This is a genomic window from Massilia phyllosphaerae, from assembly GCF_034659755.1.
Lineage (GTDB): Bacteria > Pseudomonadota > Gammaproteobacteria > Burkholderiales > Burkholderiaceae_D > Telluria > Telluria phyllosphaerae.
Map to the genome: position 1 here is coordinate 135,475 of NZ_JAXSQX010000009.1, position 21,828 is coordinate 157,302.

At 67.2% G+C, this 21,828-nt stretch carries 20 protein-coding genes; 10 read left to right on the forward strand and 10 right to left on the reverse strand.

Annotation, left to right across the window (positions count from 1 at the left end):
- Positions 1-69 precede the first annotated feature (69 nt).
- From U1H99_RS27335 to U1H99_RS27350, 4 genes are all read left to right on the forward strand, one after another.
- Complete coding sequence (locus tag U1H99_RS27335) at positions 70-798, forward strand: gluconate 2-dehydrogenase subunit 3 family protein (RefSeq protein WP_323144787.1); 729 nt, start codon at positions 70-72, stop codon at positions 796-798.
- A 19-nt stretch (positions 799-817) separates the two neighbouring features.
- Positions 818-2,593, forward strand: coding sequence for a GMC family oxidoreductase (locus tag U1H99_RS27340; RefSeq protein ID WP_323144788.1), 1,776 nt, complete (start codon positions 818-820; stop codon positions 2,591-2,593).
- Positions 2,594-2,631: 38 nt separating this feature from the next.
- Positions 2,632-4,005, forward strand: a complete 1,374-nt coding sequence (locus tag U1H99_RS27345) for a c-type cytochrome (protein ID WP_375341658.1) — start codon at positions 2,632-2,634, stop codon at positions 4,003-4,005.
- Positions 4,006-4,116: 111 nt separating this feature from the next.
- Positions 4,117-4,923: a transporter gene (locus U1H99_RS27350; protein WP_323144790.1), complete on the forward strand. Its 807-nt coding sequence runs from the start codon at positions 4,117-4,119 to the stop codon at positions 4,921-4,923.
- A gap of 48 nt (positions 4,924-4,971) precedes the next feature.
- Here the strand turns inward: U1H99_RS27350 and ppc are convergent, their stop codons facing one another.
- Positions 4,972-7,815 (reverse strand): phosphoenolpyruvate carboxylase, encoded by a 2,844-nt coding sequence (ppc, locus tag U1H99_RS27355; protein ID WP_323144791.1) that lies wholly within the window; start codon positions 7,813-7,815, stop codon positions 4,972-4,974.
- Here ppc and U1H99_RS27360 point away from each other — a divergent pair.
- The 6 genes from U1H99_RS27360 to ppa all read left to right on the forward strand — a co-directional run bounded on the left by U1H99_RS27360 (position 7,808) and on the right by ppa (position 12,877).
- Positions 7,808-8,023: a hypothetical protein gene (locus tag U1H99_RS27360; protein ID WP_323144818.1), complete on the forward strand. Its 216-nt coding sequence runs from the start codon at positions 7,808-7,810 to the stop codon at positions 8,021-8,023. The two genes, ppc and U1H99_RS27360, sit on opposite strands and share 8 nt — an antisense overlap.
- Positions 7,968-8,951: a hydroxymethylbilane synthase gene (gene hemC, locus U1H99_RS27365; protein ID WP_323144792.1), complete on the forward strand. Its 984-nt coding sequence runs from the start codon at positions 7,968-7,970 to the stop codon at positions 8,949-8,951. The genes U1H99_RS27360 and hemC overlap by 56 nt, the downstream gene beginning before the upstream one ends.
- Entirely contained in the window at positions 8,893-9,795 is a 903-nt protein-coding gene (locus tag U1H99_RS27370) for a uroporphyrinogen-III synthase (RefSeq protein ID WP_323144793.1), read from the forward strand. The genes hemC and U1H99_RS27370 overlap by 59 nt, the downstream gene beginning before the upstream one ends.
- A 2-nt stretch (positions 9,796-9,797) precedes the next feature.
- On the forward strand, positions 9,798-10,994 hold the full coding sequence (locus U1H99_RS27375; protein WP_375341659.1) for a uroporphyrinogen-III C-methyltransferase: 1,197 nt from the start codon (positions 9,798-9,800) through the stop codon (positions 10,992-10,994).
- A 9-nt stretch (positions 10,995-11,003) separates the two neighbouring features.
- Complete coding sequence (locus tag U1H99_RS27380; RefSeq protein WP_323144795.1) at positions 11,004-12,200, forward strand: heme biosynthesis protein HemY; 1,197 nt, start codon at positions 11,004-11,006, stop codon at positions 12,198-12,200.
- A gap of 140 nt (positions 12,201-12,340) precedes the next feature.
- The gene (gene ppa / locus U1H99_RS27385; protein WP_323144796.1) at positions 12,341-12,877 is read left to right on the forward strand and encodes an inorganic diphosphatase; all 537 of its coding nucleotides are present in this window, start codon (positions 12,341-12,343) and stop codon (positions 12,875-12,877) included.
- 121 nt (positions 12,878-12,998) lie between these two features.
- Here the strand turns inward: ppa and U1H99_RS27390 are convergent, their stop codons facing one another.
- From U1H99_RS27390 to U1H99_RS27430, 9 genes are all read right to left on the reverse strand, one after another.
- The gene (locus U1H99_RS27390; RefSeq protein WP_323144797.1) at positions 12,999-14,513 is read right to left on the reverse strand and encodes a PA domain-containing protein; all 1,515 of its coding nucleotides are present in this window, start codon (positions 14,511-14,513) and stop codon (positions 12,999-13,001) included.
- The gene (locus U1H99_RS27395; protein ID WP_323144798.1) at positions 14,500-14,946 is read right to left on the reverse strand and encodes a post-PEP-CTERM-1 domain-containing protein; all 447 of its coding nucleotides are present in this window, start codon (positions 14,944-14,946) and stop codon (positions 14,500-14,502) included. Before U1H99_RS27395 ends, U1H99_RS27390 begins: the two co-directional genes overlap by 14 nt.
- 13 nt (positions 14,947-14,959) lie before the next feature.
- Positions 14,960-15,622 carry a choice-of-anchor J family PEP-CTERM protein gene (locus tag U1H99_RS27400; RefSeq protein ID WP_323144799.1) on the reverse strand — a complete coding sequence of 221 codons (663 nt, stop codon included), beginning with the start codon at positions 15,620-15,622 and terminating at the stop codon, positions 14,960-14,962.
- A 239-nt stretch (positions 15,623-15,861) separates the two neighbouring features.
- Positions 15,862-16,941 (reverse strand): branched-chain amino acid ABC transporter permease, encoded by a 1,080-nt coding sequence (locus tag U1H99_RS27405; RefSeq protein WP_323144800.1) that lies wholly within the window; start codon positions 16,939-16,941, stop codon positions 15,862-15,864.
- A gap of 1 nt (position 16,942) precedes the next feature.
- A complete protein-coding gene (locus U1H99_RS27410; protein WP_375341657.1) occupies positions 16,943-17,995 on the reverse strand; it encodes a branched-chain amino acid ABC transporter permease in 1,053 nt (350 codons plus the stop codon).
- A 1-nt stretch (position 17,996) separates the two neighbouring features.
- Positions 17,997-18,737 (reverse strand): ABC transporter ATP-binding protein, encoded by a 741-nt coding sequence (locus U1H99_RS27415; RefSeq protein WP_375341660.1) that lies wholly within the window; start codon positions 18,735-18,737, stop codon positions 17,997-17,999.
- Position 18,738: 1 nt separating this feature from the next.
- The gene (locus U1H99_RS27420; RefSeq protein ID WP_323144802.1) at positions 18,739-19,521 is read right to left on the reverse strand and encodes an ABC transporter ATP-binding protein; all 783 of its coding nucleotides are present in this window, start codon (positions 19,519-19,521) and stop codon (positions 18,739-18,741) included.
- Between the two features lies 1 nt (position 19,522).
- Positions 19,523-20,719 carry a substrate-binding domain-containing protein gene (locus U1H99_RS27425; protein ID WP_323144803.1) on the reverse strand — a complete coding sequence of 399 codons (1,197 nt, stop codon included), beginning with the start codon at positions 20,717-20,719 and terminating at the stop codon, positions 19,523-19,525.
- A gap of 30 nt (positions 20,720-20,749) precedes the next feature.
- A complete protein-coding gene (locus U1H99_RS27430) occupies positions 20,750-21,667 on the reverse strand; it encodes an alpha/beta fold hydrolase (protein WP_323144804.1) in 918 nt (305 codons plus the stop codon).
- Positions 21,668-21,828 lie beyond the last annotated feature (161 nt).

The window sequence follows — 21,828 nt, forward strand, 5'->3', positions numbered from 1 at the left end:
CATGTATCTTCTTTTGTTGCCTCCTATTCGCAGATAGAATTTCGCACTTTCCTTGTCATAGAGCATCACATGTCTGACGATCAAAAATCCTCGTCGCGCCGACGCCTGATCAAGAGTCTGGTATTCGTGCCGATGGCAGCAGGTGCCGCCGGTGCAATCCATGGCGGTTTGACGACGGCGGGTGCCGCGGCCACCGTGGCTCCTGAAGGCAAGCCCGACGCATATACCCCGAAATATTTCACGCCCGACGAATGGCGCTTCCTCGGCGCCGCCGTCGACCGCTTGATCCCGCACGACGAGCATGGTCCGGGCGCGATCGAACTGGGCGTGCTCGAGTTCCTCGACCGCCACATGCAGACCCCGTACGCGGCGGGCAGCATCTGGTACCTGCAGGGTCCGTACTTCGAGGCGGCACCGGAATTCGGTTACCAGGGCAAGCTGCCGCTGAAGGACATCCTGCGCGTCGGCATCCGTGCCTTCGACAAGCACGCCGTCAACAATTTCGGCGGCAAGAAGTTCGCCGACCTCGACCACAAGCAGCAGGAAGCGCTGCTCAAGGACGCCGAGGGCGGCAAGCTGAAGTTCGACGACATCTCGTCCAAGATCTTCTTCGCCAACCTGCTGGCCGAGGTGCGTAACGGCTACTTCGCCGACCCTATCCATGGCGGCAACAAGGGCATGGGTGCGTGGAAGATGATCGGTTACCCAGGCATGCGCGCCGACTACCTCGACTGGGTCGAGGTGCGCGACAAACCGTATCCGATGGGGCCGGTGGACCTGAGCGGACGTCGAGGCTAAAGGCAAGGAATCAAAGAAAATGGCAATCGTAAAAACTAAAGTGGATGCCGTGATCGTCGGCGCCGGCTGGACCGGCGCGATCATGGCCAAGGAACTCACCGACCAGGGCTTGACCGTGGTCTGCCTGGAACGCGGCCCGGACCGCGACACCGTGCCCGACTTCGCCTACCCGCGCGTGGTCGACGAACTCGAAGGTTCGGTGCACCGCAAGTACCTGCAATCGCTGTCGCAGGAAACCCTGACCATCCGCCACGGCGTCAACGACACCGCGGTCCCGTACCGCCAGATGGGCTCGTTCAAGCCGGGTACCGGCGTCGGCGGCGCCGGCAGCCACTGGTCGGGCGCGCACTTCCGCCCGCTGCCGGAAGACTTCACCGCACGCAGCAGCCTGGAACAGCGCTTCGGCAAGAAGTTCATCCCGGCCAACATGACGATCCAGGATTTCCCGGTCACCTACGAGGAACTGGAAGCTTCGCTCGACCACTTCGAATACGTGTGCGGCACCTCGGGCAAGGCCGGCAACATCAAGGGCCAGATCATCGAAGGCGGCAACCCCTTCGAAGGCGCGCGCACGCGCGACTACCCGCTGGGTCCGAACCCGAACTACCTTGGCTCCGAACTGTTCTACAAGGCCGCCAAGGAAATGGGCTACCACGCCTATCCAATCCCGGCTTCGAACGCTTCCGCTCCCTACATCAACCCCTACGGCTGCCAGATGGGCCCGTGCAATGCCTGCGGCTTCTGCTCGGACTACGGCTGCCTGAACTATTCCAAGGCCAGCCCGAACGCCAACATCTGGCCGGTGGTCCGTGGACGCAAGAACTTCGAGATGCGCACCCACGCCCAGGTCATGAAGGTGAACCTGGACGCCGACAAGAAAAAGGCGACCGGCGTCACCTACCTGGACGCCCAGGGCCGCGAAACCGAGCAGCCGGCGGACATCGTCCTGCTGTGCGCATTCTCGTACATGAACGTGCACCTGATGCTGCTGTCGGAAATCGGCACCCCGTACGATCCGGTGACCAAGACCGGCACCATCGGCCGCAACTACTCGTACCAGAACCTGAACCGCGTCCAGCTGTTCTTCGACGAGAGCGTACAGGCCAACCCCTTCATCGGCATCGGCGGCGCCGGCGCCACCTTCGACGACCTGAACGGCAAGCAGAACGACCCGACCAAGTCCGGCTTCATCGGCGGCGGCATCGTGTGGGCGCGCCAGCCGGGTTCCGGTCCGGTGCGCGGCATCTCGACCGCGCCGGGCGTGCCGAACTGGGGCAGCGGCTGGAAGAAGGGTGTCAAGGAAGCCTTCCGCCATTCGTTCTACTACGAAGTGCAGGGTTCCTGCATGTCCTACGACGACGCCTACCTGAGCCTGGACCCGAACTACAAGGACGGTTTCGGCCGTCCGATGCTGCGCATGACCTTCGACTGGCACGACAACGAGATCAAGGCCTCGCAATTCCTGGTGGACAAGGCCCAGGAGATGAGCAAGGTCCTGAACCCGATGGCGATGAAGGGCGATGCCAAGAAGGACGGCACGCACTACAACATCACCCAGTACCAGTCGACCCACACCTGTGGCGGCGCCATCATGGGCAAGGATCCGAAGACCTCGGCCCTGAACAAGTACCTGCAATCGTGGGACGTCTCCAACGTGTTCGCGCCGGGCGCCAACGCCTTCCCGCAGAACAACGGCTACAACCCGACCGGCCTGGTCGGCGGCCTGGCCTACTGGTGCGCCAAGGCGATCCGCGAGCAGTACCTGAAAAACCCGGGCCCGCTGGTGCAGGCGTAAGCGCGCACTAAGCGCACAAGGACACGACAAGAATGACAATGAGCTCCAAGAAGAAAGCCCTGCTCGCCGTGGTCGCGGTAGGCGTGATCGCGGTTGCCGGTGCCTTCGCGTATGCGACGGCGCCGAGCCAGACGCGCGCGATTCCCGAGGCCGCAGCACCGGCCGGCCTGAACGATCCGGCCCTGATCGAGGCCGGCCGCTACGTGGCGGTGGCCTCCGACTGTATCGCCTGCCACACGGCGCCAAGCGGCAAGCAGTTCGCCGGCGGCCGCGCGATCGCTTCGCCGATCGGCAACATGTACTCGACCAACATCACGCCGGACAAGACCACCGGCATCGGTGCCTACAGCCTGAACGAGTTCGACCGCGCCGTACGCCACGGCATCCGCCAGGACGGCACCTCGCTGTACCCGGCCATGCCGTACCCGTCGTACGCGAAGATGAGCGACCAGGACGTGCGCGCCCTGTACGCCTACTTCATGCACGGCGTCGAGCCGGTCAAGGCCGACAACCACGCCAACGACATCACCTGGCCACTGTCGATCCGCTGGCCGATGGCGATCTGGCGCAAGACCTTCGCGCCGGCCGACATGGCCCCGCTGAACCTGACCAAGTACCAGAGCGAGCAGCTGGCGCGCGGTGCCTACCTGGTGCAGGGCGCCGGCCACTGCGGCAGCTGCCACACCCCGCGTGCGGCAACGATGCAGGAACAGGGCCTGGACGAGTCGAGCAAGGCCTACCTGGCCGGCGGTCCGCTGATCGACGGCTGGCTGGCCGCCAACCTGCGCGGCGACAAGGTCGACGGCCTCGGGTCGTGGTCCGAGCAGGACATCGTCGACACGCTGAAGACCGGCCGCAACAAGACCACCGCGGTGGTCGGCGGTCCGATGAACGACGTGGTCGCGCACAGCATGCAGCACATGAGCGACACCGACCTGCACGCGATCGCGGCCTACCTGAAGTCGCTGCCGGCCAGCGGCACTGCCAAGGCGACCTTCACGGCCAGCGACGACACGGCGAAAGCCCTGCGCGCCGGCCATGACGACACCCGCGGCGCCCAGCTCTACCTGGACAACTGCGCGGCCTGCCACCGTACCGACGGCAAGTCGAACGCCATCACCTTCCCGGCACTGCCGGGCAACCCGACGGTGCTGGCCGACGACCCGGCTTCGCTGATCCGCCTGGTGCTGGCCGGCAGCCGCCTGCCGTCGACCAAGGAGCGTCCGTCGGACCTGGCGATGCCGGGCTTCGCATGGCGCCTGTCGGATGACGAGACCGCGCAGCTGGTGACCTTCGTGCGCCAGAGCTGGGGAAACCACGCGCCGGCCGCCACGGCGTCGGAAGTGGCCAAGGTGCGCAAGGAGCTGCAGAAGGATGGTGGACTGTCGGCCGATAAGGGCGACACCCACTAAATAAAAAAGGCGAGGCCGAGAGGTCTCGCCTTTTTTCTTGCATGCGAAGCGAATTGGCATCGCGGCGCGGACTGGTGGATACTGGCGCTTTCCACTCCACTCCCTACCCAGATGCCAGTTTCGCGCCTTTCCCTGTTTTCCCTGGCTGTGCTGTCCAGCCTGAGCCTGTCGGGTGCCGCCCATGCCGCCGATGACGACACGATCGTCACCGACCGCCCCGGCGTCGCCGAATCGAGCAAGGTGGTCGGCAAGGGCCGCGTCCAGCTCGAAACCAGCGTCGCCTGGGAGCGCCAGCGCGACGAGGCGCTGCACAGCCGTACCTTGACCACGCCGAGCCTGCTGCGCGTCGGCCTCGGCGACACGCTCGAGCTGCGCATCGAGACCGATGGCCGCACGATCGAACACGACGCCGATCCGGCAAGCGGCGCGCATGCGATTGCGGCCGGCTGGGCCGACACCGAACTCGGCCTGAAGTGGCATGTGGCCGACCAGCAGGGCAGCCATCCCTCGCTGGGCTGGCTGCTGCATGCCGCGCTGCCGAGCGGCAGCCACGACTTCAAGGGGCATGGGGTGCGGCCGACGCTGCGCCTGTCGGCCGAATGGGAGTTGCCGGGCGATTATGCGCTGGGCCTGATGCCGGGTGTCGGCAGCGATTCGGACGACAACGCCAGCCGCTACGGCTACGGCGTGTTCGCGCTCAACCTGGGCAAGGATTTCGGCGACCATGCGCACGGCTTCGTCGAACTGGCGGCGCCGCAGATCACCCACGCGTCGCATGGCGGCACCCAGATGCTGTTCGATACCGGCATGAGTTATATCGTGAACCGCAACTGCCAAGTCGACTTTGCCGTCACCCATGGCCTGAACCACCGCACGCCGGACCTCGGCCTCGCCTTCGGCCTGTCGCTGCGCATGTAATCCTGCCCGGCAGGCGGGGCGCCTTGCACGCCCCGCCTGTTTGCTGCATCAACCGGTATTGCGCAAGCCCGCCGCCACGCCGTTGATCGACAGGTGGATGCCGCGATGGACCCGCTCATCGATCTTGTCCGGATCGCCGGCCGCCGCGCGGTGGCGCTGAATCAGTTCCACCTGCAGGTGGTTCAGCGGATCGAGGTAGGCGAAGCGGTTCTGGATCGAGCGGGCCAGCAGCGGGTTGCCGACCAGGCGTTCGTCGTTGCCTGTGACGTCTTCCAGGCAGCGCAGGGTCTGGTTGTACTCGTCCGAGATGCGCGCGAAGATGCGCTCGCGCAGTGCGACGTCCGGCACCAGTTCCGCATAGCGCGAGGCGATCGCGAGGTCGGTCTTGGCCAGCACCATGTCCATGTTGGAAAGCAGGGCGGCGAAGAACGGCCACTCCTTCGCCATGGCGCGCAGCAGGGCCAGGCGTTCCTCGCGCGTGCCTTCGCCGCCATCGTCGCCGAGCCAGCCCGAGACCGCGGCGCCGAAACCGAACCAGCCCGGCAGCAGCAGGCGGCATTGGCCCCACGAGAAGCCCCACGGAATCGCGCGCAGGTCTTCGATGCGGCGGGTCGACTTGCGCGAGGCCGGGCGCGAACCGAGGTTCAGTTCGGCGATCTCGGCGATCGGGGTGGCGGCGAAGAAGTAGTCGGTGAAGCCCGGGGTCTCGTACACCAGGTTGCGGTAGGCTTTATAGGCGCGCTGCGACAACTCGGCCATCACGCCTTCGAAGCGCTGGAACTGCTCGACCTGCGCTGCGTCCTCGCCATGCGGCATCAGGCTGGCTTCCAGCGTGGCCGCGACCAGCAGCTCGAGGTTGCGGCGCCCGATTTCCGGGTTCGAGAATTTCGAGGAGATGATCTCGCCCTGTTCGGTCAGGCGGATCTGGCCGTTGACGGTACCCGGCGGCTGCGCCAGGATCGCGTCGTAGGTCGGGCCGCCGCCGCGGCCGACGGTGCCGCCGCGGCCGTGGAACAGGCGCAGCTTGACCTTGGCGTCGGCGAACACCTGCACCAGTTTCAGTTCGGCCTGGTACAGCTCCCAGGTCGAGGTCAGGATGCCGCCATCCTTGTTCGAATCCGAATAGCCCAGCATGACTTCCTGCAGGCGGCCCTGGCCTTCGATCAGCGTGGCCACCAGCGGCAGTGCCATCCACTCGGCCATGATGCCGGCGGCGCGCTGCAGGTCGGGAATGGTCTCGAACAGCGGGATCACCATCACGTCGTGGCGGCCTTCGCGCGGGTGCAGCAGGCCGGTTTCCTTCTGCAGCAGCAGCACTTCGAGCAGGTCGGACACGGTCTCGGTGTGCGAGATGATGTAGTTGCGGATCGCGCGCGCGCCGTAGCGCTGGCGGATCTCGCGCGCGGCGCGCAGCACGCCCAGTTCGGACTCGGCTTCGTCGGAGTAGGTCTCGTAGGGCGTGTACAGCAGGCGCGGCTGGGCCAGCTCGTCGAGCAGCAGTTTCACCTTGGCCGCTTCGTCGAGCGCGGCATAGTCGGCCTGCACGCCCGCGCGCGCGAACAGCTCGGCCAGCACGCGCTCGTGCACGTCCGAACTCTGGCGCATGTCGAGCGAGGCCAGATGGAAACCGAAGATCAGCGCCGCGCGCATCAGGCCCTGCAGGCGCGGCTTGACCAGGATCGCGCCGAAGTGCGTTTCCAGCGACTCGGCCACGACCTGCAGCTCGGCGTGGAATTCCTGCGGATCGCGGTAGGGCTCGGCGTGGCCGACTTCCTTGCGCAGGATGTTGGAGGCGCCCAGTTCGCGCGCGGTGGAGGCCAGGCGCGCGTAGATGCCGATCAGGGCGCGCCGGTAGGGCTCGTCCTTGCGGTGCGGCGAATGGTCGGGCGAGGCGTCGGCCAAGGCCTGCAGGTGCTGGCTGGCCGGGACGAGGAGGGTCGAGGGCGACAGTTCGGCGCCCAGCGCATGCACTTCGTCGAGATAGAAATCGAAGGCGGTGGTGGCCTGGCGCACCAGTGCGCGCTGCATGGTGGCGGCGTTGACGTTCGGATTGCCGTCGCGGTCGCCGCCGATCCAGCTGCCCATCTGCATGAAGGCCGCATCGTGCAGGGTGGCCGGGTCGCTGCCGAAATGCTCGGCCAGCTCGTCGCCGATGTCGTCGTACAGGGCCGGCAGTTCGCGCAGGAAGGTCATGCGGTAGTAGGACAGGGCATTCTCGATCTCGTCGGCCACGGTCAGCTTTTCGTAGCGCAGCATGCGCGTCTGCCACAGCGTGGCGATGCGCGCCTGCAGCAGCTGCAGGTTGCGCTTGGCTTCCTTCGGCGTCTGCGGCAGGTCACGTTCGGCCAGCAGGCGCGCGATGTCGTGCTCGGCGTCGAGGATGCTCTTGCGCTGGACTTCGGTCGGGTGGGCGGTCAGCACCGGCGAGATCAGCGCGTCGCGCATGAAGGTCTCGACGGTCTCGCGGCCGACGCCGGCATCCTTGATGCGCTCCAGCGCGAACGCCACCGTCGACGCATGCGGCTGGGCGCCGCGCAGCATGTGGGCGCGGCGGCGGCGGATGTGGTGCTGGTCTTCGGCGATGTTGGCCAGGTGCGAGAAATAGGAAAACGCGCGCACCACCGAGTTGGCCTGCTCGCGCGACAGCTTGTGCAGCAGCGTGGTGAGTTCGGCGCCGGCCTGCGGGTCGTCCCAGCGGCGGAAGCGCACGGCGGTCTGGCGCACGGTCTCGACCACGTTGAAGACTTCCTCGCCTTCCTGGGCGCGCACGACGTCGCCGAGCAGGCGGCCGAGCAAGCGGATGTCCTCCTTCAGCGGTTCGTCCTTGTCGGCGCCAGCCTGGGCCGCGGTGTGTTGGGTTGCTTCCAGATCAAGTGCAGCAGGTTTGTCCATTATCGAGCACAGTTTTAGATTGTTCGGAACAGCGGATGGGCAACTTAAAGTACAAGGGTCGCATGCTAAAATTTGTGATCTCAAGCAGGCGCCCGCCGGCGCTGGCCGGTCCGGCCACAACGACAGTGAAAGAATCCGTTTTGAACTCTACGATGACGCAGCGCGCTTCGGCAAAATTACCAGCGAAACTCATTATCGCATCGCGTGAAAGCCGCCTGGCCATGTGGCAGGCCACGCACGTGCGCGACCGCCTCGCGGCATTATATCCGCAGTGTCAGATCGACATCCTCGGCATGACCACCCGCGGCGACCAGATCCTGGACAAGACCCTGTCCAAGGTCGGTGGCAAGGGCTTGTTCGTCAAGGAACTCGAAGTCGCGCTGGCCGAAGGCCGTGCCGACCTGGCCGTACACTCGCTCAAGGACGTGCCGATGGACTTGCCGGACGGCTTCCTGCTGTCCACCGTGCTCGAGCGCGAAGACCCGCGCGACGCCTTCGTTTGCAACGACTACGACAGCCTGGCCACGCTGCCGGCCGGCAGCATCGTCGGCACCAGCAGCCTGCGTCGCCAATCCCTGATCGCGGCGCGCTACCCGCAACTGGTGATCAAGCCGCTGCGCGGCAACCTCGACACCCGCCTGGGCAAGCTCGACCGTGGCGAGTACGCCGCCATCATCCTGGCCGCCGCCGGCCTCAAGCGCCTCGGCCTGGAGCGCCGCATCCGCGCCTATCTCTCGCCCGAAGACAGCCTGCCGGCCGCCGGCCAGGGTGCAATGGCGATCGAGATCGTCGCCGCCGAACGCAGCGACGGCGTCGACCTGGCCGCGTTGCTGTCGCCGCTGAACCACGAGGCGACCCTGCATGCGGTCATGGCCGAGCGCAAGGTCTCGAAGATGTTCGGCGCCAGCTGCCAGATCCCGCTGGCGGCGCACGCGACCATCGACGGCACGGAATTGCACCTGCGCGCCATGGTGGCCACGCCGGACGGGCGCCGCAACGCCTTTGCCGAGGCGTCCGGTCCGGCGGCGCTGCCGGAAGCGCTGGGCGAACAGGTGGCGCGCCTGCTCGAGCAGCAGGATGCCGCCAGTATCCTGGCCGAGTGCCGCCTCGACGCGGCAGCTGCCGGCGATGCCTGAGGTGGCGACCGGCGCCGGGGGCGATGCCGGCGTGCCGGCCGCGCCGGCTTTGTCCACTTTGTCCGCCACGCCGCCATCGGCGGGCCGGGCGGTCGTGATCACCCGGCCGCGGCGCCAGGCCGAGGGGCTGGCCGCCGCCGTGGGGGCGCTCGGGCGCCGGCCGGTCATCCTGCCGCTGCTCGATATCGAACCCGTCGACGACCAGCAGGGACTGGCGCAGCGCCTGGCCTGCCTTGATGCGTACGCGCTGGTGGCCTTCGTCTCGCCCAACGCGGTCGACGCCGCCTTTGCCCACATTGCGCGCTGGCCCGACGGCGTGGCGATCGCGGTGGTGGGCGAGGGCAGCCGCGCGGCCCTGGTGCGGCATGGCGTCGACGACGGCCGGGTAGCGATCCACTGCCCGCGCGATCCGGCGCGCAGCGATTCCGAACACCTGCTGCAGGCGCTCGACCTGGCGGTGCTGGCCGGCCGCCGCGTGCTGGTGGTGCGCGGCGACGGTGGCCGCGAACTGCTGCCCGACGCCTTGCGCGCGGCCGGCTGCACGGTCGAGACCTTGACCGCCTACCGGCGCGCGCTGCCGCGCCTGGACGCGGCGCTAACGGCAGCGCTGGCGGAACTGCTGGCCACGCCGAACGACTGGATCGTGACCAGTTCGGAAGCGCTGCGCGGCTTGGTCGCCATGGTCTCGGCCTTTGGCGATCCGGAAAGTGTGGCAAGATTGCAACGCCAGCACCTGATCGTGCCCCACGCCAGAATCGCGGAAACCGCACGGGCACTGGGTTTCGGCGCGGTGACGCTCACCGGCTCGGGCGACGAGCGTTTGCTTGCCGCGTTACAATCATGAGCATGAACGAATTGCCGAATAATCCAGAGAAACCGAACATGGGCGCCCCGTTGGCGCCGGAGACGTATCCAGCGCCGGCCCCTGCCGCGGCATCGTCGGCCGGCCCGGCCGTCGAACCGCGCGTGCCCGAGGCGCCGTCCGGCCTGGGCGGTCTGCTGAACAAGCCGCAGAACCTGGCCATCGTGGCGCTGGCGGTGCTGCTGGCGCTGCAGACCTGGTCGACCCATTCCCGTTTCAACAAGCTGCGCGAAGAGGTCGCGCGCACGCTGCAGAAGGACAACGCCTCGAACGCCGAGACCGCGCAGCTGGTGCGCGACACCCAGGAAACCGCCAAGGAACTGCAGGTCAAGGTGGGCGTGCTGGAAAGCCGCCAGAGCGAATCCCAGAGCCAGCAAGCGGCGCTGCAACAGATGTACCAGGACATCTCGAAGAACCGCGACGAATGGGCGCTGTCCGAGATCGAGCAGGTGCTGTCCACCGCCAGCCAGCAGCTGCAGCTGGCCGGCAACGTGCAGGGCGCGCTGATCGCGCTGCAGAATGCCGACCGCTCGCTGTCGCGCTCGGACAAGCCGCAATTCATCACCATCCGCCGCGCCATCGCGCGCGACATCGAGAAGCTCAAGGCGCTGCCCTCGGTCGACCAGGCCGGCATCGCGCTACGCCTGGATAACGTGATCGGCCAGATCGACAACCTGCCGCTGCTGGCCGACGAAAAGCCGGCCGAGCCGCAGGCGCCGCGCCGGGTGGCGGCGGCCCATGGCGCCGCCGGCGCCGGCAAGCCCGCCGGCGCGGCCGCGCCGGTGCCGCAGGAACTGGGCCTGGGCCAGCGCGTGACCGAGACCTGGCGCAACTGGAGCCAGGAGATGTGGGACGACATCCGCCAGCTGATCCGGGTGCGCACCGTGGCCACGCCGGAAGCGCTGATGCTGTCGCCGAGCGAATCGTATTTCGTGCGCGAAAACCTCAAGCTGCGCCTGCTGAACGCGCGCCTGGCACTGCTGTCGCGCAACGAGGGCACCTTCCGCGACGACATCGGCACTGCCCAGGAGATGCTGGTCAAGTACTTCGACGCGCGCGCCCGCTCGACCATCGCCGCGCAGTCGATGCTGCGCCAGGTGCAGGCCAACAACGTGTCGATCGACGTGCCGGACCTGTCGGAGAGCCTGAACGCCGTGCGCAATTACAAATCCAAGTCCTGAGTCCCGACGATGCGCTTACTCCTCTGGTTAGTCGCCCTGATGGCCGCGGCGATCGGCATCGCCGTGACCGCGCGCTTCAACCCCGGCAACGTGGTGTTCTTCTACCCGCCGCACCGGATCGATTTGTCGCTCAACCTGTTCGTGGTGCTGGCGGTGCTGCTGTTCCTGCTGGTCTACGGCCTGGTGCGGGCGGTACGCGCCACCCTCGGCATGCCGAAGCAGGTGGCGGCCTACCGTTTCCGCAAGCGCGAGCGTGAAGCCAACCGCGGCCTGCGCGACGCCCTGAAAGCCCTGTTCGAAGGCCGCTTCGGCCATGCCGAGAAGGCCGCGATGCAGGCAGCCGAGCTGCCCGAGAATGCCGGCCTGGCGGCCCTGATCGGCGCCCGCGCCGCCCACCGCATGCGCGAACCGGCGCGGCGCGACGCCTGGCTGGCCGGCATCGCGCACTACACCAATCTCAAGACCGCGCGCCTGATGACGGTCACCGAGCTGCTGGTCGACGAGCACAAGCCGGAAGCCGCGCTGGAAGCGGTAGCGGAACTGAACGCCAGCGGCCAGCGCCACATCCACGCGCTGCAGTGGGCGATGAAGGCCAACCAGCAGGCGCGCAACTGGCCCGAAGTGCTGCGCCTGGTGCGTACCCTCGACAAGCGCAACGCCTTGCATCCGGCCCTCTCAAGCCGCCTGCGCGAGATGGCCTACGAGTCGCTGCTGTCCGAAGGCGGCATGGATGCCGAATCGATCCGCCGCCTGTGGGCCGGCGTACCCGCCGCCGATCGCCTGCAGCCGGCGATCGCGGCGCGCGCGGCCGCCGCCTTCAATGCGCGCGGCCTGCACGACGAGGCGCGCCTGATCGTCGAGGACGCCCTCAAGGCCGGCTGGGACGAGCGCGTGGTGCGTGCCTACCGCGACGCCGCCGGCCCGGAAGGCTCGCCCACGCTGCTGGCCCAGATCGAAAAATGCGAAGCCTGGCTGCGCGCCCACCCGAACGACGCCGAGCTGGCGCTGACCCTCGGCTCGCTGTGCCTGCGCCAGAAACTGTGGGGCAAGGCCCAGCGCTACCTGGAAGGCGCGCTGTCGGATGCGGTCGACACCGCGCTGGTGCGCGAGACCCATCTGAAGCTGGCCCAGCTGCACGAGGCGCTGGGACAGCAGGAGGAGGCGAACCGCCATTACCGCCTGTGCGCACTGGCAGACCTGGTGTGAGCTGCCGTCCGGCAAAAGTACCGTCCTGCCGCGGCCGGCGCGGCTGGCGGGCTTGTGCGGCGCACAAGCCTGGTGCGATTCGCTATAATGCCCCCTTTATTGTTTTCCCAGCAACCGACTCCCAGTAAACAAGGACTAGCATGAGCCTGAATAACGTCAACGCCGGCCGCGATGTGCCGAACGATTTCAACGTCGTCATCGAAATCCCGATGAATGCCGATCCGGTCAAGTATGAAGTGGACAAGGAATCGGGCGCGATCTTCGTCGACCGCTTCATGGGCACCGCCATGCACTACCCGTGCAACTACGGCTACATCCCGGACACCGTCGCCGACGACGGCGACCCGTGCGACGTGCTGGTCATCACCCCGTTCGCCCTGATCCCGGGCGTGGTGGTGCGCTGCCGCGTGCTGGGCGTGCTGAAGATGACCGACGAAGCCGGCGGCGATTCGAAGATCCTGGCCGTGCCGGTCGAAAAACTGCTGCCGCTGTACAGCAACCTGCAGAAGGTCGACGACGTTCCGGAACTGACCCTGCGCCAGATCCAGCACTTCTTCGAACACTACAAGGACCTGGAAAAAGGCAAGTGGGTCAAGGTCGAAGGCTGGGAAGGCCCGGAAGCCGCCAAGCAGGAAATCCTGAACGGCGTCGCCGCTTTCAACAAGTCGAAGCAGTAATTTGCACTGCGCGCAGCCGTAACGCGCGCCTGGAAGGGCCGGCTCCTTGTGGGGACCGGCCCTTTTGCTTTGTTGGCCCTGTATTACCTTTCTTTGATTACCTGCGATCACCAGCCGCTCGTTACCAGCCTATATCCTGCAGCAGCGGATAAGTCAGGTCGCGCGGCGGCGTCACCTCGTGGGTCAGGTCGTCGTTGATGAAGGGTTCCATCAGCTGATTCGGCTTGGCTTCGGTGGTGTAGTGCGATACCGACGAGCCCGGCGAGTAGATGCTCGGCGTGTACAGCAGGATACGGCCGCGGGCGTCGGTGCCGGCCAGGCGGGTCGTGTTCAGGCCGAGGCTGGCCACCACACCGGACGCGGTGCGCGAGCGCCGCTGCAGCGCCGCCTTGAGGGTCGCGCCGTCCGGCTGCGTGACCCGCACCGACGGGATCGCGATCGACGGATCGCTGCCGCTCATCCCGGCCACGTCGCCCGGCTGGTTGTCGGCCACCACCATCCCGATCGCACCGGCGGCCTGCACGGTGGCAGCCTTGGTGACGAAGTCGCAGCTGCCGCGGTCGACCAGCGCGACGTTGCCGCGCACCGCCAGCGCATTGGCCGCGCTCAGCGGCGTACACGCCAGGCCGGTGCCGTTGGCCTGGTCGACCACAGGCATCAGCTGGCCGCGCACCGGCGGGTTCGCCAGCGGCGGCCCGAACGAGGCGTCGCCGACCTGGTAATCGCCGGCCGCATTGCCGGCGGCGCTGCCCGAGACCGCGAGGTTCGAGGACGGATCGAGCACCTGCGGCACGTTACGGGTCACGACCGGACCGTTCCAGGACAGGCCGCGCCAGGTCACGGCCGAGGCGGCGCGCTGGGCCGCGGTCAGTTCGACCCAGGTGCGGTTCAGGCGGTTGTCCAGCAGGTAGTAATCCCAGATCGACGGCAGGTTCTCGATCTGCTCGCCGGTTTCCTCGTCGGTGAAGGACTGGAAGCCGAGGCCGTGCGCGAACTCGTGCAGCAGTACCGTCACCAGGTCGATGCCGTCGCCGACATTGCGGTCCAGCCCGAGGTAGAAGCCGCCGCCGGGCAGGCAATCGGGAAACAGCCCGAGCCGCGAGTTGAAGCGCGCCCGGATATGCGGCTGGCCCGGCGTGGCGATGTCGGTGCCGGCCAGCTTGCTGCCCAGTGCGCTCGGATACCAGGTGTTGGCGCGCGGCGCGTTCGTGAAATCGGAAAAGATCTCGGTGGCGCCGGCCGAGCCCAGCACCGCGCTGCTGGCGGTGCAGGACAGCGGTTCGAAGGACGCGCCGATGCGGATCGGCACGCTGCTGATGAGGGTGGCGCCCCACAGGTCGGCCGCGCGCTGGAAGGCGATCAGGCGCTGCTGGCCCAGCGTGGTGCCGGTGTTGCCGCCGACCGGCGTGGCCCGGGTGGTGTCGTTGAAGCCCACGCCCGGCTCGTTCAGGTTGATGATCACGATGGTGGCGGCGGCATGCGCGCTCGAGGCGCCGACGGCGAGGGCGCCGCAGGCCAGCGCCAGCGCCACGCCGACGCCGGCCGCGGTGTTGGCAAGGCGCTGCAGGCGCGACGGTGCGCCGGATTTGCCGGGTTCGCCGGCCGGTGCGGCGCAGGATGGATCAGCGGGTTTCATGGACATGCTCCTCGTGGGCGTCGGTGGCAGGGACGGCACCGCCCAGGGCAGCTTCGGCAGCGGCGGCGCCGTGCACGCATTCGCTGGACAGCTTGCCGTCGGCACCGCGCGTGACCACGTCGTAAACCATGGTGCGGTCGCCGAGACGTACGCCGCGCGTGCCGTCGCGGCGCGGGGCCAGGGCCTGGTGCTGTTGCGGCCTGCCGGCAGCCAGGGCGGCCGGTGCTGGGGTGCGGCCTTGCAGTGCCTTCAGCTCGTCCGGCGTGGGGGCGCGCATCTTGCCGGTCTGGGCATCGCGCACGACGACCATGCCTTCCTGGCTGTGCGGGCTTGCCGGCTGCGCCTGCTGCTGTGCCTTGGCCTGCAGCGAGAACGCAGCGAGCGCGCACAAGGTGGCCATGGCGCTGGCGTTCAGGATTCTTTGCTTGGACATGACGGTTCCCCTTCTACGATTGCAGCCGGCGGCGCGCCAGGCCCAGGCCGCCGAGGCCCATGGCCAGCAGCATCCAGGTCGCCGGTTCCGGCACCGCCGTCACCACGCTGACCGAATCCAGGCCGACATAGCCCGAGAGCTCGGCGGGCCCGGCGTAGCGGAAGGCAAAGCGGCCCGGGCCCTCGAGCGCGAGGCTGGTGTCGAACAGCGCCCACTCGGTCGGGTAGCCGCCGGTGTTGCCGATGGTGGTGATCAGCGTATTGAAGTCCGCCGGATTGCTGCTGTCGCCGTAGGCAAAGCGTACTTCCAGCAGCTCGCTGAAGCCAGGATCCGCGGCGTGGCGCGTATAAAAACTGATGTCGGTGAGGCCGGACAGGGTGAGGGAGGGGGTGATCAGCCAGTTGTCGATGTTGCCGCTGCCGCCGGCGGCGCTGAGGAAGTTGACGCCGGCATAGGAATCGGCCGCGCCCGCCTGCGCCGGGAAGATACCAGCATTGCCCTGGAACCAGGCGTTGCCAACCGGGGCGCTATTGTTTACCTGCGTCCATCCGGTCAGGCCGCCGATGTTCTCGAAGCCTTCGTTCAGGACCTGTACGCGCGACGTCTGCGCTGCCGCGGAGCCGATTGCCGCCAGCGACAGTGCCACTGCCGCACACAAGGTTTTCGCATGTTTCATTGGAAAGCCCTTTCAAGGAAGCCAGTAGGATGGTGGACTGCTCGCGCTGGCTCATCGACGAGACCATTGATGGGCTAATCTTATGAGTTGAACGACAACAAACCTTGATCTTTAGCTAATGGCTGGGCTGGACAAACGACGTATCGTCTGGCGGGACTTGCGGGGGCGTGGGACGGATCGTGGCAGCGCCCGCTCGGACGCTGCACGTGAAGGAGACAGGAAGGTGCCTGCTGGAAGGATCAGCGCTGGGGCGCAAGGAAGCGGCGCAGGCGCAGCTTGCCGACGATCCCGATCGGGAAGAAATAGATCGACAGGATGAACAGCACCCCCAGCCACAGCATCCAGCGGTCCGGATGCAGCGCCGCCGCCAGCAGCGGCGTGCCGGCGAGCGCATCCGAGGCTTGTCCCATCAGCGTCTTGAGGTAGTTCTGCGCCAGGATGAACAGCGTGGCGCCGACCACCGCGCCGTACATGGTGCCCATGCCGCCGATCACGACGATCAGCAGGATGTCGGTCATCACCTCGAAACCAAGCGAGGTCTTGGGGCCGACGTAGCGCAGCCACAGGGCCATCAGGGCGCCAGCCAGCGCCGCCACCAGCGCCGCCAGCACGTTGGCCCAGACCCGGTAGACCACGGTGCGGTAGCCGAGCGCTTCGGCGCGGAATTCGTTCTCGCGGATCGCCTGCAGCACCCGCCCGAACGGCGAATTGACCAGCCGCAGCAAGAACAGGAACAGCAGCACGCAGCCGAAGAACACGATGTAGTAAGTGATGACCTTGCCGTCGATGGCGCGGCCGAGCACATCGTTTTCAAATAGCGTGAAGCCGGGCGTGAGCAGTTCCGGCACGCCGAAGGTGCGGCCATCCTCGCCGCCGGTGAAATCGGACAACTGCGAAGCCAGCACCGCGAACGAGGACGCCACCGCCAGCGTGATCATGGCGTAGAAGATCGCCCGCACGCGCAGCGCGAACAGGCCGATCACCAGCGCCAGCGCCACCGTCAGCAGCAGCGCCAGCGCCAGCCCGCCCAAGGCCACGCCCCAGGTCGGCTCGTCGACGCGCGCCAGGGCAATGCCGATGCCGTAGGCACCGATCCCGTAGAACATGGTGTGGGCGAACGAGACGATGCCGGTATAGCCCAGCAGCAGGTCGTAGGATGCCACCAGCACGATGTAGATGCAGATGGTGGCCGCGGTGTTGAGCGGACGCGCGCCGCTGAACAGGAAGGGCGCCAGCAGCAGCCCGAGCACGATGGCGACCAGCACGGCGGCCAGCAGGCGGCTGCGCGGCAGGTCGTTGGAAAGGAATTTGACCAGCATCTCAGCTCCGCGATTTGGAATACAGGCCGGCCGGGCGCCACAGCAGGATGGCGATCATCAGGATGATGTTCGACACCAGCGCGACCTTGGGTGCCAGGAAGCCGGCGTAGTTGCCGGCCAGCGCCATCAGCAGCGCGCCGATGAAGCAGCCGCCGACGGACCCCAGTCCGCCGATGATGATGACGATAAAGATCATCACGGTGATGTCGGCGCCCATCGAGGCCGACAGGGTTTCCTTGTACAGTCCCCACATCACGCCGCCCAGGCCGGCCAGCGCCGACCCCGCCGCGAACACGGCGACGAACAGGCGGCGGATCCGGTAGCCGAGCGCCTCGACCATGTCGCCGTTCTCGACGCCGGCGCGGATCAGGAGGCCGATGCGGGTCCGGTTGAGCGTGAGGAACATCGCTGCGAACACCACCACCCCGACCACGACCGCCACCAGCCGGTATTTCTCGATGGCGGCATCGCCCAGGAACAGGGCGCCGTGCAGGGCTGCCGGCAGGGGGAGCGGCAATTGCTCAGCGCCCCAGATCACGTTAATCAATTGTTCCGAGACGATCATGCCGCCCATCGTGATCAGGATCTGCTTCAGGTGCTGGCCATACACCGGCATGATCAGCACGCGCTCGAAGACCAAACCGAGTAGAAATGTGACGCCCATCGCCAGCAGCACGGCCAGGCCGAGCGCGCCGAGGTTGGCTGCCAGCGAATCGGCTTCCAGCCAGTTGCGCATCGGCAGCAGCACCAGCGTGGCGCTGAAGGCGCCGACCGAGACGAAGGCGCCATGGCCGAAGTTCAGCACGTTCATCAGGCCGAACACCAGGGTCAGGCCGCTGGCCATGATAAAGATCATCATGCCCATTGCCAGCCCGGCCACGGTCAGCGTGATCCAGGTCGGGAAGCTGACGAAGGGCAGGACGGCCAGCATCAGCAGCGGCACCAGCAGCAGCGGCGCGATGTCGCGCCGGGCCGCCGGCAGGGGCGTCTCGGCCTGCAGGGCCGGGGCGGCCTGGGGGAGCGGGAGTGGAGCGGTCACGGTAGTCGGTTTCATGTCATTGGTGGGAGTCGAGCGACAGGCCCAGCAGCCGCTGCTGGAGTGCCTCGTCGCCGGCCAGGTCGTGCATCAGGCCGGCATGCACGACGCGGCCGTCGTCCATCACGCTCACGCTGTCGCCCAGGCTCCTGACGAAGTTGAAGTTCTGCTCGACCAGCAGGATCGTGGTGCGGGTATCCTTCAGCTCGCGGAAGGCCGCCATCAGGCTCTGGACGATGGCCGGCGCCAGGCCCTTGGTCGGCTCGTCGACCAGCAGCAGCTGGCGCGGTTCCACGATCGCGCGCGCGATCGCGACCATTTGCTTCTGCCCGCCCGACAGATTGCCGGCCGGGGTGTTCCAGAAGCGCTTCAGGGCCGGGAAGAAGGCGCAGATCCAGTCGACCCGCGCCGCGTCCAGCGGGCCCGTGCGCGCCGCCAGGTAGAGGTTCTCACGTACCGTCAGTTCCGAGAACACCGCCATGCTTTCCGGGACATAGGCGATGCCGGCGCGCGCGATGTCGGGCGTCGTCATCTTGCTGATGTCGCGGCCGTCGAACATGATCGATCCGCGGCTGGCCTTCCACAGGCCCATGATGGTGCGCAGCGTGGTGGTCTTGCCGGCGCCGTTGCGGCCCAGCAGCACCGCCAGGCCGCCGCGCGGCACCACCAGGTCCACGCCCTGCAGGATATGGTACTGGCCGATGTGGGTGTGGACGCCGGACAGGGTCAGGATCGAGTCGGCGGCCGGCGCCGCGTTCACGTCACGCAGGTTCGGGTGTGCCAAGATAGGCCTCCTGTACGATCTGCGACTGCATCACGGTGGCCGGTTCGCCGTCCGCCACCAGGGTGCCGTTGTGCAGCACGACGATGCGGTCGGCCAGCGCGCGCACCACGTCCATCTTGTGCTCGACCAGCAGCACGGTGCGCCGGCGCTCGGCTTTCACCTGGTGGATCAGGTCGAGCACCACCGGCACCTCGTCCACGCTCATGCCGGCGGTCGGTTCGTCGAACATCATGATCTCGGGTTCCAGCGCCAGCAGGATCGCGACTTCGAGCTTGCGCTGGTCGCCGTGCGACAGCGTGCCGACCCAGGCGTTGCGCTTGCCCGCCATCGCCACCCGCTCGAGGTAGTGTTCGGCGCGCGCGATCACGTCGCGGTGCCCGGACCACAGCGACAGCATCGACAGGCCGATGCCGGCCCGGCTCTGCACCGCCAGCCGCACGTTTTCCAGCACCGTCAAGTGCGGGAACAGGTTGGTCAGCTGGAACGCCCGGCCGATGCCCAGGCGGGTGCGGCGCGCCGGTCCGGAGCCGGTGATGTCCTGGCCGCGCAGGAACACGCGGCCTGACGTGGCCTGCAGCTGGCCCGACACCAGGTTGAAATAGGTGGTCTTGCCGGCCCCGTTCGGACCCACGATCACGGTCAGCGTACCGGGATAAAAATCGGCCGATACCGCATTCACCGCGACGTGGCCGCCGAAGCGGATGCTCAGGTCGCGCGTGGACAGCGAAGGCTGCCCTGGCTTGCTCGACGGCGTGTCCATGTCAGCGCTTGTTCTTGACCGGCAGCGGCATGTCGGCAACCGGAATCTCGCGCACCAGTTCCAGCAAGTCCCACTCGTTCTTCTGGTCTTTCTTGATGCGGAAGTGGTACATCGTCTGCAACGCCTGGTGATCTTCCTTGCGGAAGCTCATAGTGCCTTTCGGGGTCTCGAAGCTCATGCCTTCCATCGCCGCCGCCATCTGGTCGCCGTTGGCGTTCGGGACTTTCTGCAGCGCCGCGACCACGGCGCCGGCCGCCGCCATGCCGCCGGCGGTGAACATGTCGGGCGGCATCTTGTAGCGCTTGATGTGCTCGGCGACCAGCCAGTCGTTCATCTTGTTTTTCGGGAAGCCGTAGTAATAGAAGATGGTACCTTCGGTGCCGGCGTAGGCCTTCCAGGTCTTCATGACGGGCAGGATGTTGCCGCCGGGAGCGACCGCGATGCCATAGCGCTCCGGCTTCATGTTGGCGACCTTGGTCAGCGGATTCGGGCCGGCCCACACGATCTGCAGCACGCGCGGCTGCGGCTTGTCCTTCAGGGCGTCGAAGATGCGCTGGGTCGGCGCCGTGAAGTCGGTGGAGGCGGCCGGCGCGTATTCCTCGTGCACGACGACGGCCTTGCTGCCGGTGGCGGCCAGCGCTTCCTTGGCGGCCTTGACGGCGTCGCGCCCGAATGCATAGTCCTGGGTCAGGAAGCCGACGCTGCCTTGCTTGAAGGTGGAGGCGGCCGCCAGGGCATCCTGCATCGAGCTGCGCGCGGTGCGGAAGATGTACTTGTTCCACTTGCTGCCGGTGATCTCGTCGGCCACGGCCGGTTCGACGATCAACACCTTCTTGTATTCCTTGGCCACCGGCAGCATCGCCAGCGCCGAGCCGGACGAGGTGGTGCCGACCGCGATGTCGACCTTGTCGTCGCCATAGGCTTCCGCCAGCAGCGTGCGCCCGAGGTCGGGCTTGCCCTGGTCGTCCTTGACGATCACCTTGATCTTGCGGCCGTTGATTTCCATTTTGCCGCCGGTAAGGTACTCCAGGCCCATCATGAAGCCGGTCTCGGTTTCCTTGGCATAGGCTTCGAGGGCGCCGGTCTTGCCGGCGATGAGGGCGACCTTCAGGTCCGGCGCGGCGCAGGCGCTACCGGCGGACAGGGCGGCGGCGAAGGCAGCCAGGAAGGCTGCCGGCATCGATTTAATACGGGTCATGCTGGTCTCCTTGTTTCTGATTTTTTTTGCTCATGGCACGCTGGCCAGGAAGCGTTCGATCGCCTGCAGCGCCGGCGCTTCGGTCAGCATCGGCGCATGTCCGACGTTCGGCACCTCGACATACTGCATCAACGGCGCCGCATGCCGCATCCAGTCGGCCTGCCTGGTTTCCAGGAGGTCGGACAGGGCGCCGCGCACCAGCAGCACCGGGCGCTCGCGCGCCAGGCGCCGGAACGCCATGCGCGAGGCCAGCGAGGTGGTTCTGAGTCTACCGGTTTGCAGCGCAATGGCAATGTTCGGATCGTAGCGCGGCGCCAGCCGGCCGCTGGCATCGGGTTCGAAGGCGCGCCGCGCCCACTTGTCCCATTCCTGTTCCTGGTAGTCGGGGAAGGCGCAGGCGTTGATGTCCCTGACGTAGCAGGCCGCATCGTGCCACGAGGCCGGCGCGACGGCCTTGCCGGTGTAGCCGGCGATGCGCGCCAGACCGCGTTCCGACAGGACCGGGCCGACGTCGTTCAGGACCGCCGCCGCGATCAGGCCGATGTGGCGCGCCGCCAGCGCGATCGTGATCAGGCCGCCCATCGAGGTGCCGACGAAGACGGCACGCGCGATGCCGAGGTCGGCCATCAGCTTGACCACGTCGTCCGCATACACCTGCGGGGTGTAGTTCGACGGATCGGGGTCGCGCTCGGAGTGGCCGCGGCCGCGCACGTCGAGCGCCAGCACGCGCCGGCCCAGCGCCGCGATGGCCGGGGCGAATTCGTCGAAGTCGGCCGAATTGCGCGTCAGGCCGTGGATGCAAATGACGGGGAGGCGGGCCGCGACAGGCTGCGCCTGCATCTGCCCCATCGCTGCCACGGGCGCGGTGCCTCCGCCCGCCGGGTAGTCACGGGCATACAGCGCCAGGCCGTCGGCACTGGTGTAACGGATCGGTATGAAATTAGGCACGCTCAAACAATCCTTCGATGGCGGCCCTGCGTGCAAGGCCACCGGTTCAAATCTCGGGCACACAGGGTCCCGCCCCGTGCCCCACGGCACCCGGCGGGACGCCGCTTCAAGGCCGGGGCTTGAGAAGCGGTACTCGACCGTCGCCGGCACCGTGCGCGGGG

Excerpts from the sequence above, each read along its gene's own strand:
- U1H99_RS27335 (WP_323144787.1), top strand. The coding sequence starts at position 70 with ATGTCTGACGATCAAAAATCCTCGTCGCGCCGACGCCTGATCAAGAGT.
- U1H99_RS27340 (WP_323144788.1), top strand. The coding sequence starts at position 818 with ATGGCAATCGTAAAAACTAAAGTGGATGCCGTGATCGTCGGCGCCGGC.
- U1H99_RS27345 (WP_375341658.1), top strand. The coding sequence starts at position 2,632 with ATGAGCTCCAAGAAGAAAGCCCTGCTCGCCGTGGTCGCGGTAGGCGTG.
- U1H99_RS27350 (WP_323144790.1), top strand. The coding sequence starts at position 4,117 with ATGCCAGTTTCGCGCCTTTCCCTGTTTTCCCTGGCTGTGCTGTCCAGC.
- ppc (WP_323144791.1), bottom strand. The coding sequence starts at position 7,815 with ATGGACAAACCTGCTGCACTTGATCTGGAAGCAACCCAACACACCGCG.
- hemC (WP_323144792.1), top strand. The coding sequence starts at position 7,968 with ATGACGCAGCGCGCTTCGGCAAAATTACCAGCGAAACTCATTATCGCA.
- U1H99_RS27370 (WP_323144793.1), top strand. The coding sequence starts at position 8,893 with ATGCCGCCAGTATCCTGGCCGAGTGCCGCCTCGACGCGGCAGCTGCCG.
- U1H99_RS27375 (WP_375341659.1), top strand. The coding sequence starts at position 9,798 with ATGAACGAATTGCCGAATAATCCAGAGAAACCGAACATGGGCGCCCCG.
- U1H99_RS27380 (WP_323144795.1), top strand. The coding sequence starts at position 11,004 with ATGCGCTTACTCCTCTGGTTAGTCGCCCTGATGGCCGCGGCGATCGGC.
- ppa (WP_323144796.1), top strand. The coding sequence starts at position 12,341 with ATGAGCCTGAATAACGTCAACGCCGGCCGCGATGTGCCGAACGATTTC.
- U1H99_RS27390 (WP_323144797.1), bottom strand. The coding sequence starts at position 14,513 with ATGAAACCCGCTGATCCATCCTGCGCCGCACCGGCCGGCGAACCCGGC.
- U1H99_RS27395 (WP_323144798.1), bottom strand. The coding sequence starts at position 14,946 with ATGTCCAAGCAAAGAATCCTGAACGCCAGCGCCATGGCCACCTTGTGC.
- U1H99_RS27400 (WP_323144799.1), bottom strand. The coding sequence starts at position 15,622 with ATGAAACATGCGAAAACCTTGTGTGCGGCAGTGGCACTGTCGCTGGCG.
- U1H99_RS27405 (WP_323144800.1), bottom strand. The coding sequence starts at position 16,941 with ATGCTGGTCAAATTCCTTTCCAACGACCTGCCGCGCAGCCGCCTGCTG.
- U1H99_RS27410 (WP_375341657.1), bottom strand. The coding sequence starts at position 17,995 with ATGAAACCGACTACCGTGACCGCTCCACTCCCGCTCCCCCAGGCCGCC.
- U1H99_RS27420 (WP_323144802.1), bottom strand. The coding sequence starts at position 19,521 with ATGGACACGCCGTCGAGCAAGCCAGGGCAGCCTTCGCTGTCCACGCGC.
- U1H99_RS27425 (WP_323144803.1), bottom strand. The coding sequence starts at position 20,719 with ATGACCCGTATTAAATCGATGCCGGCAGCCTTCCTGGCTGCCTTCGCC.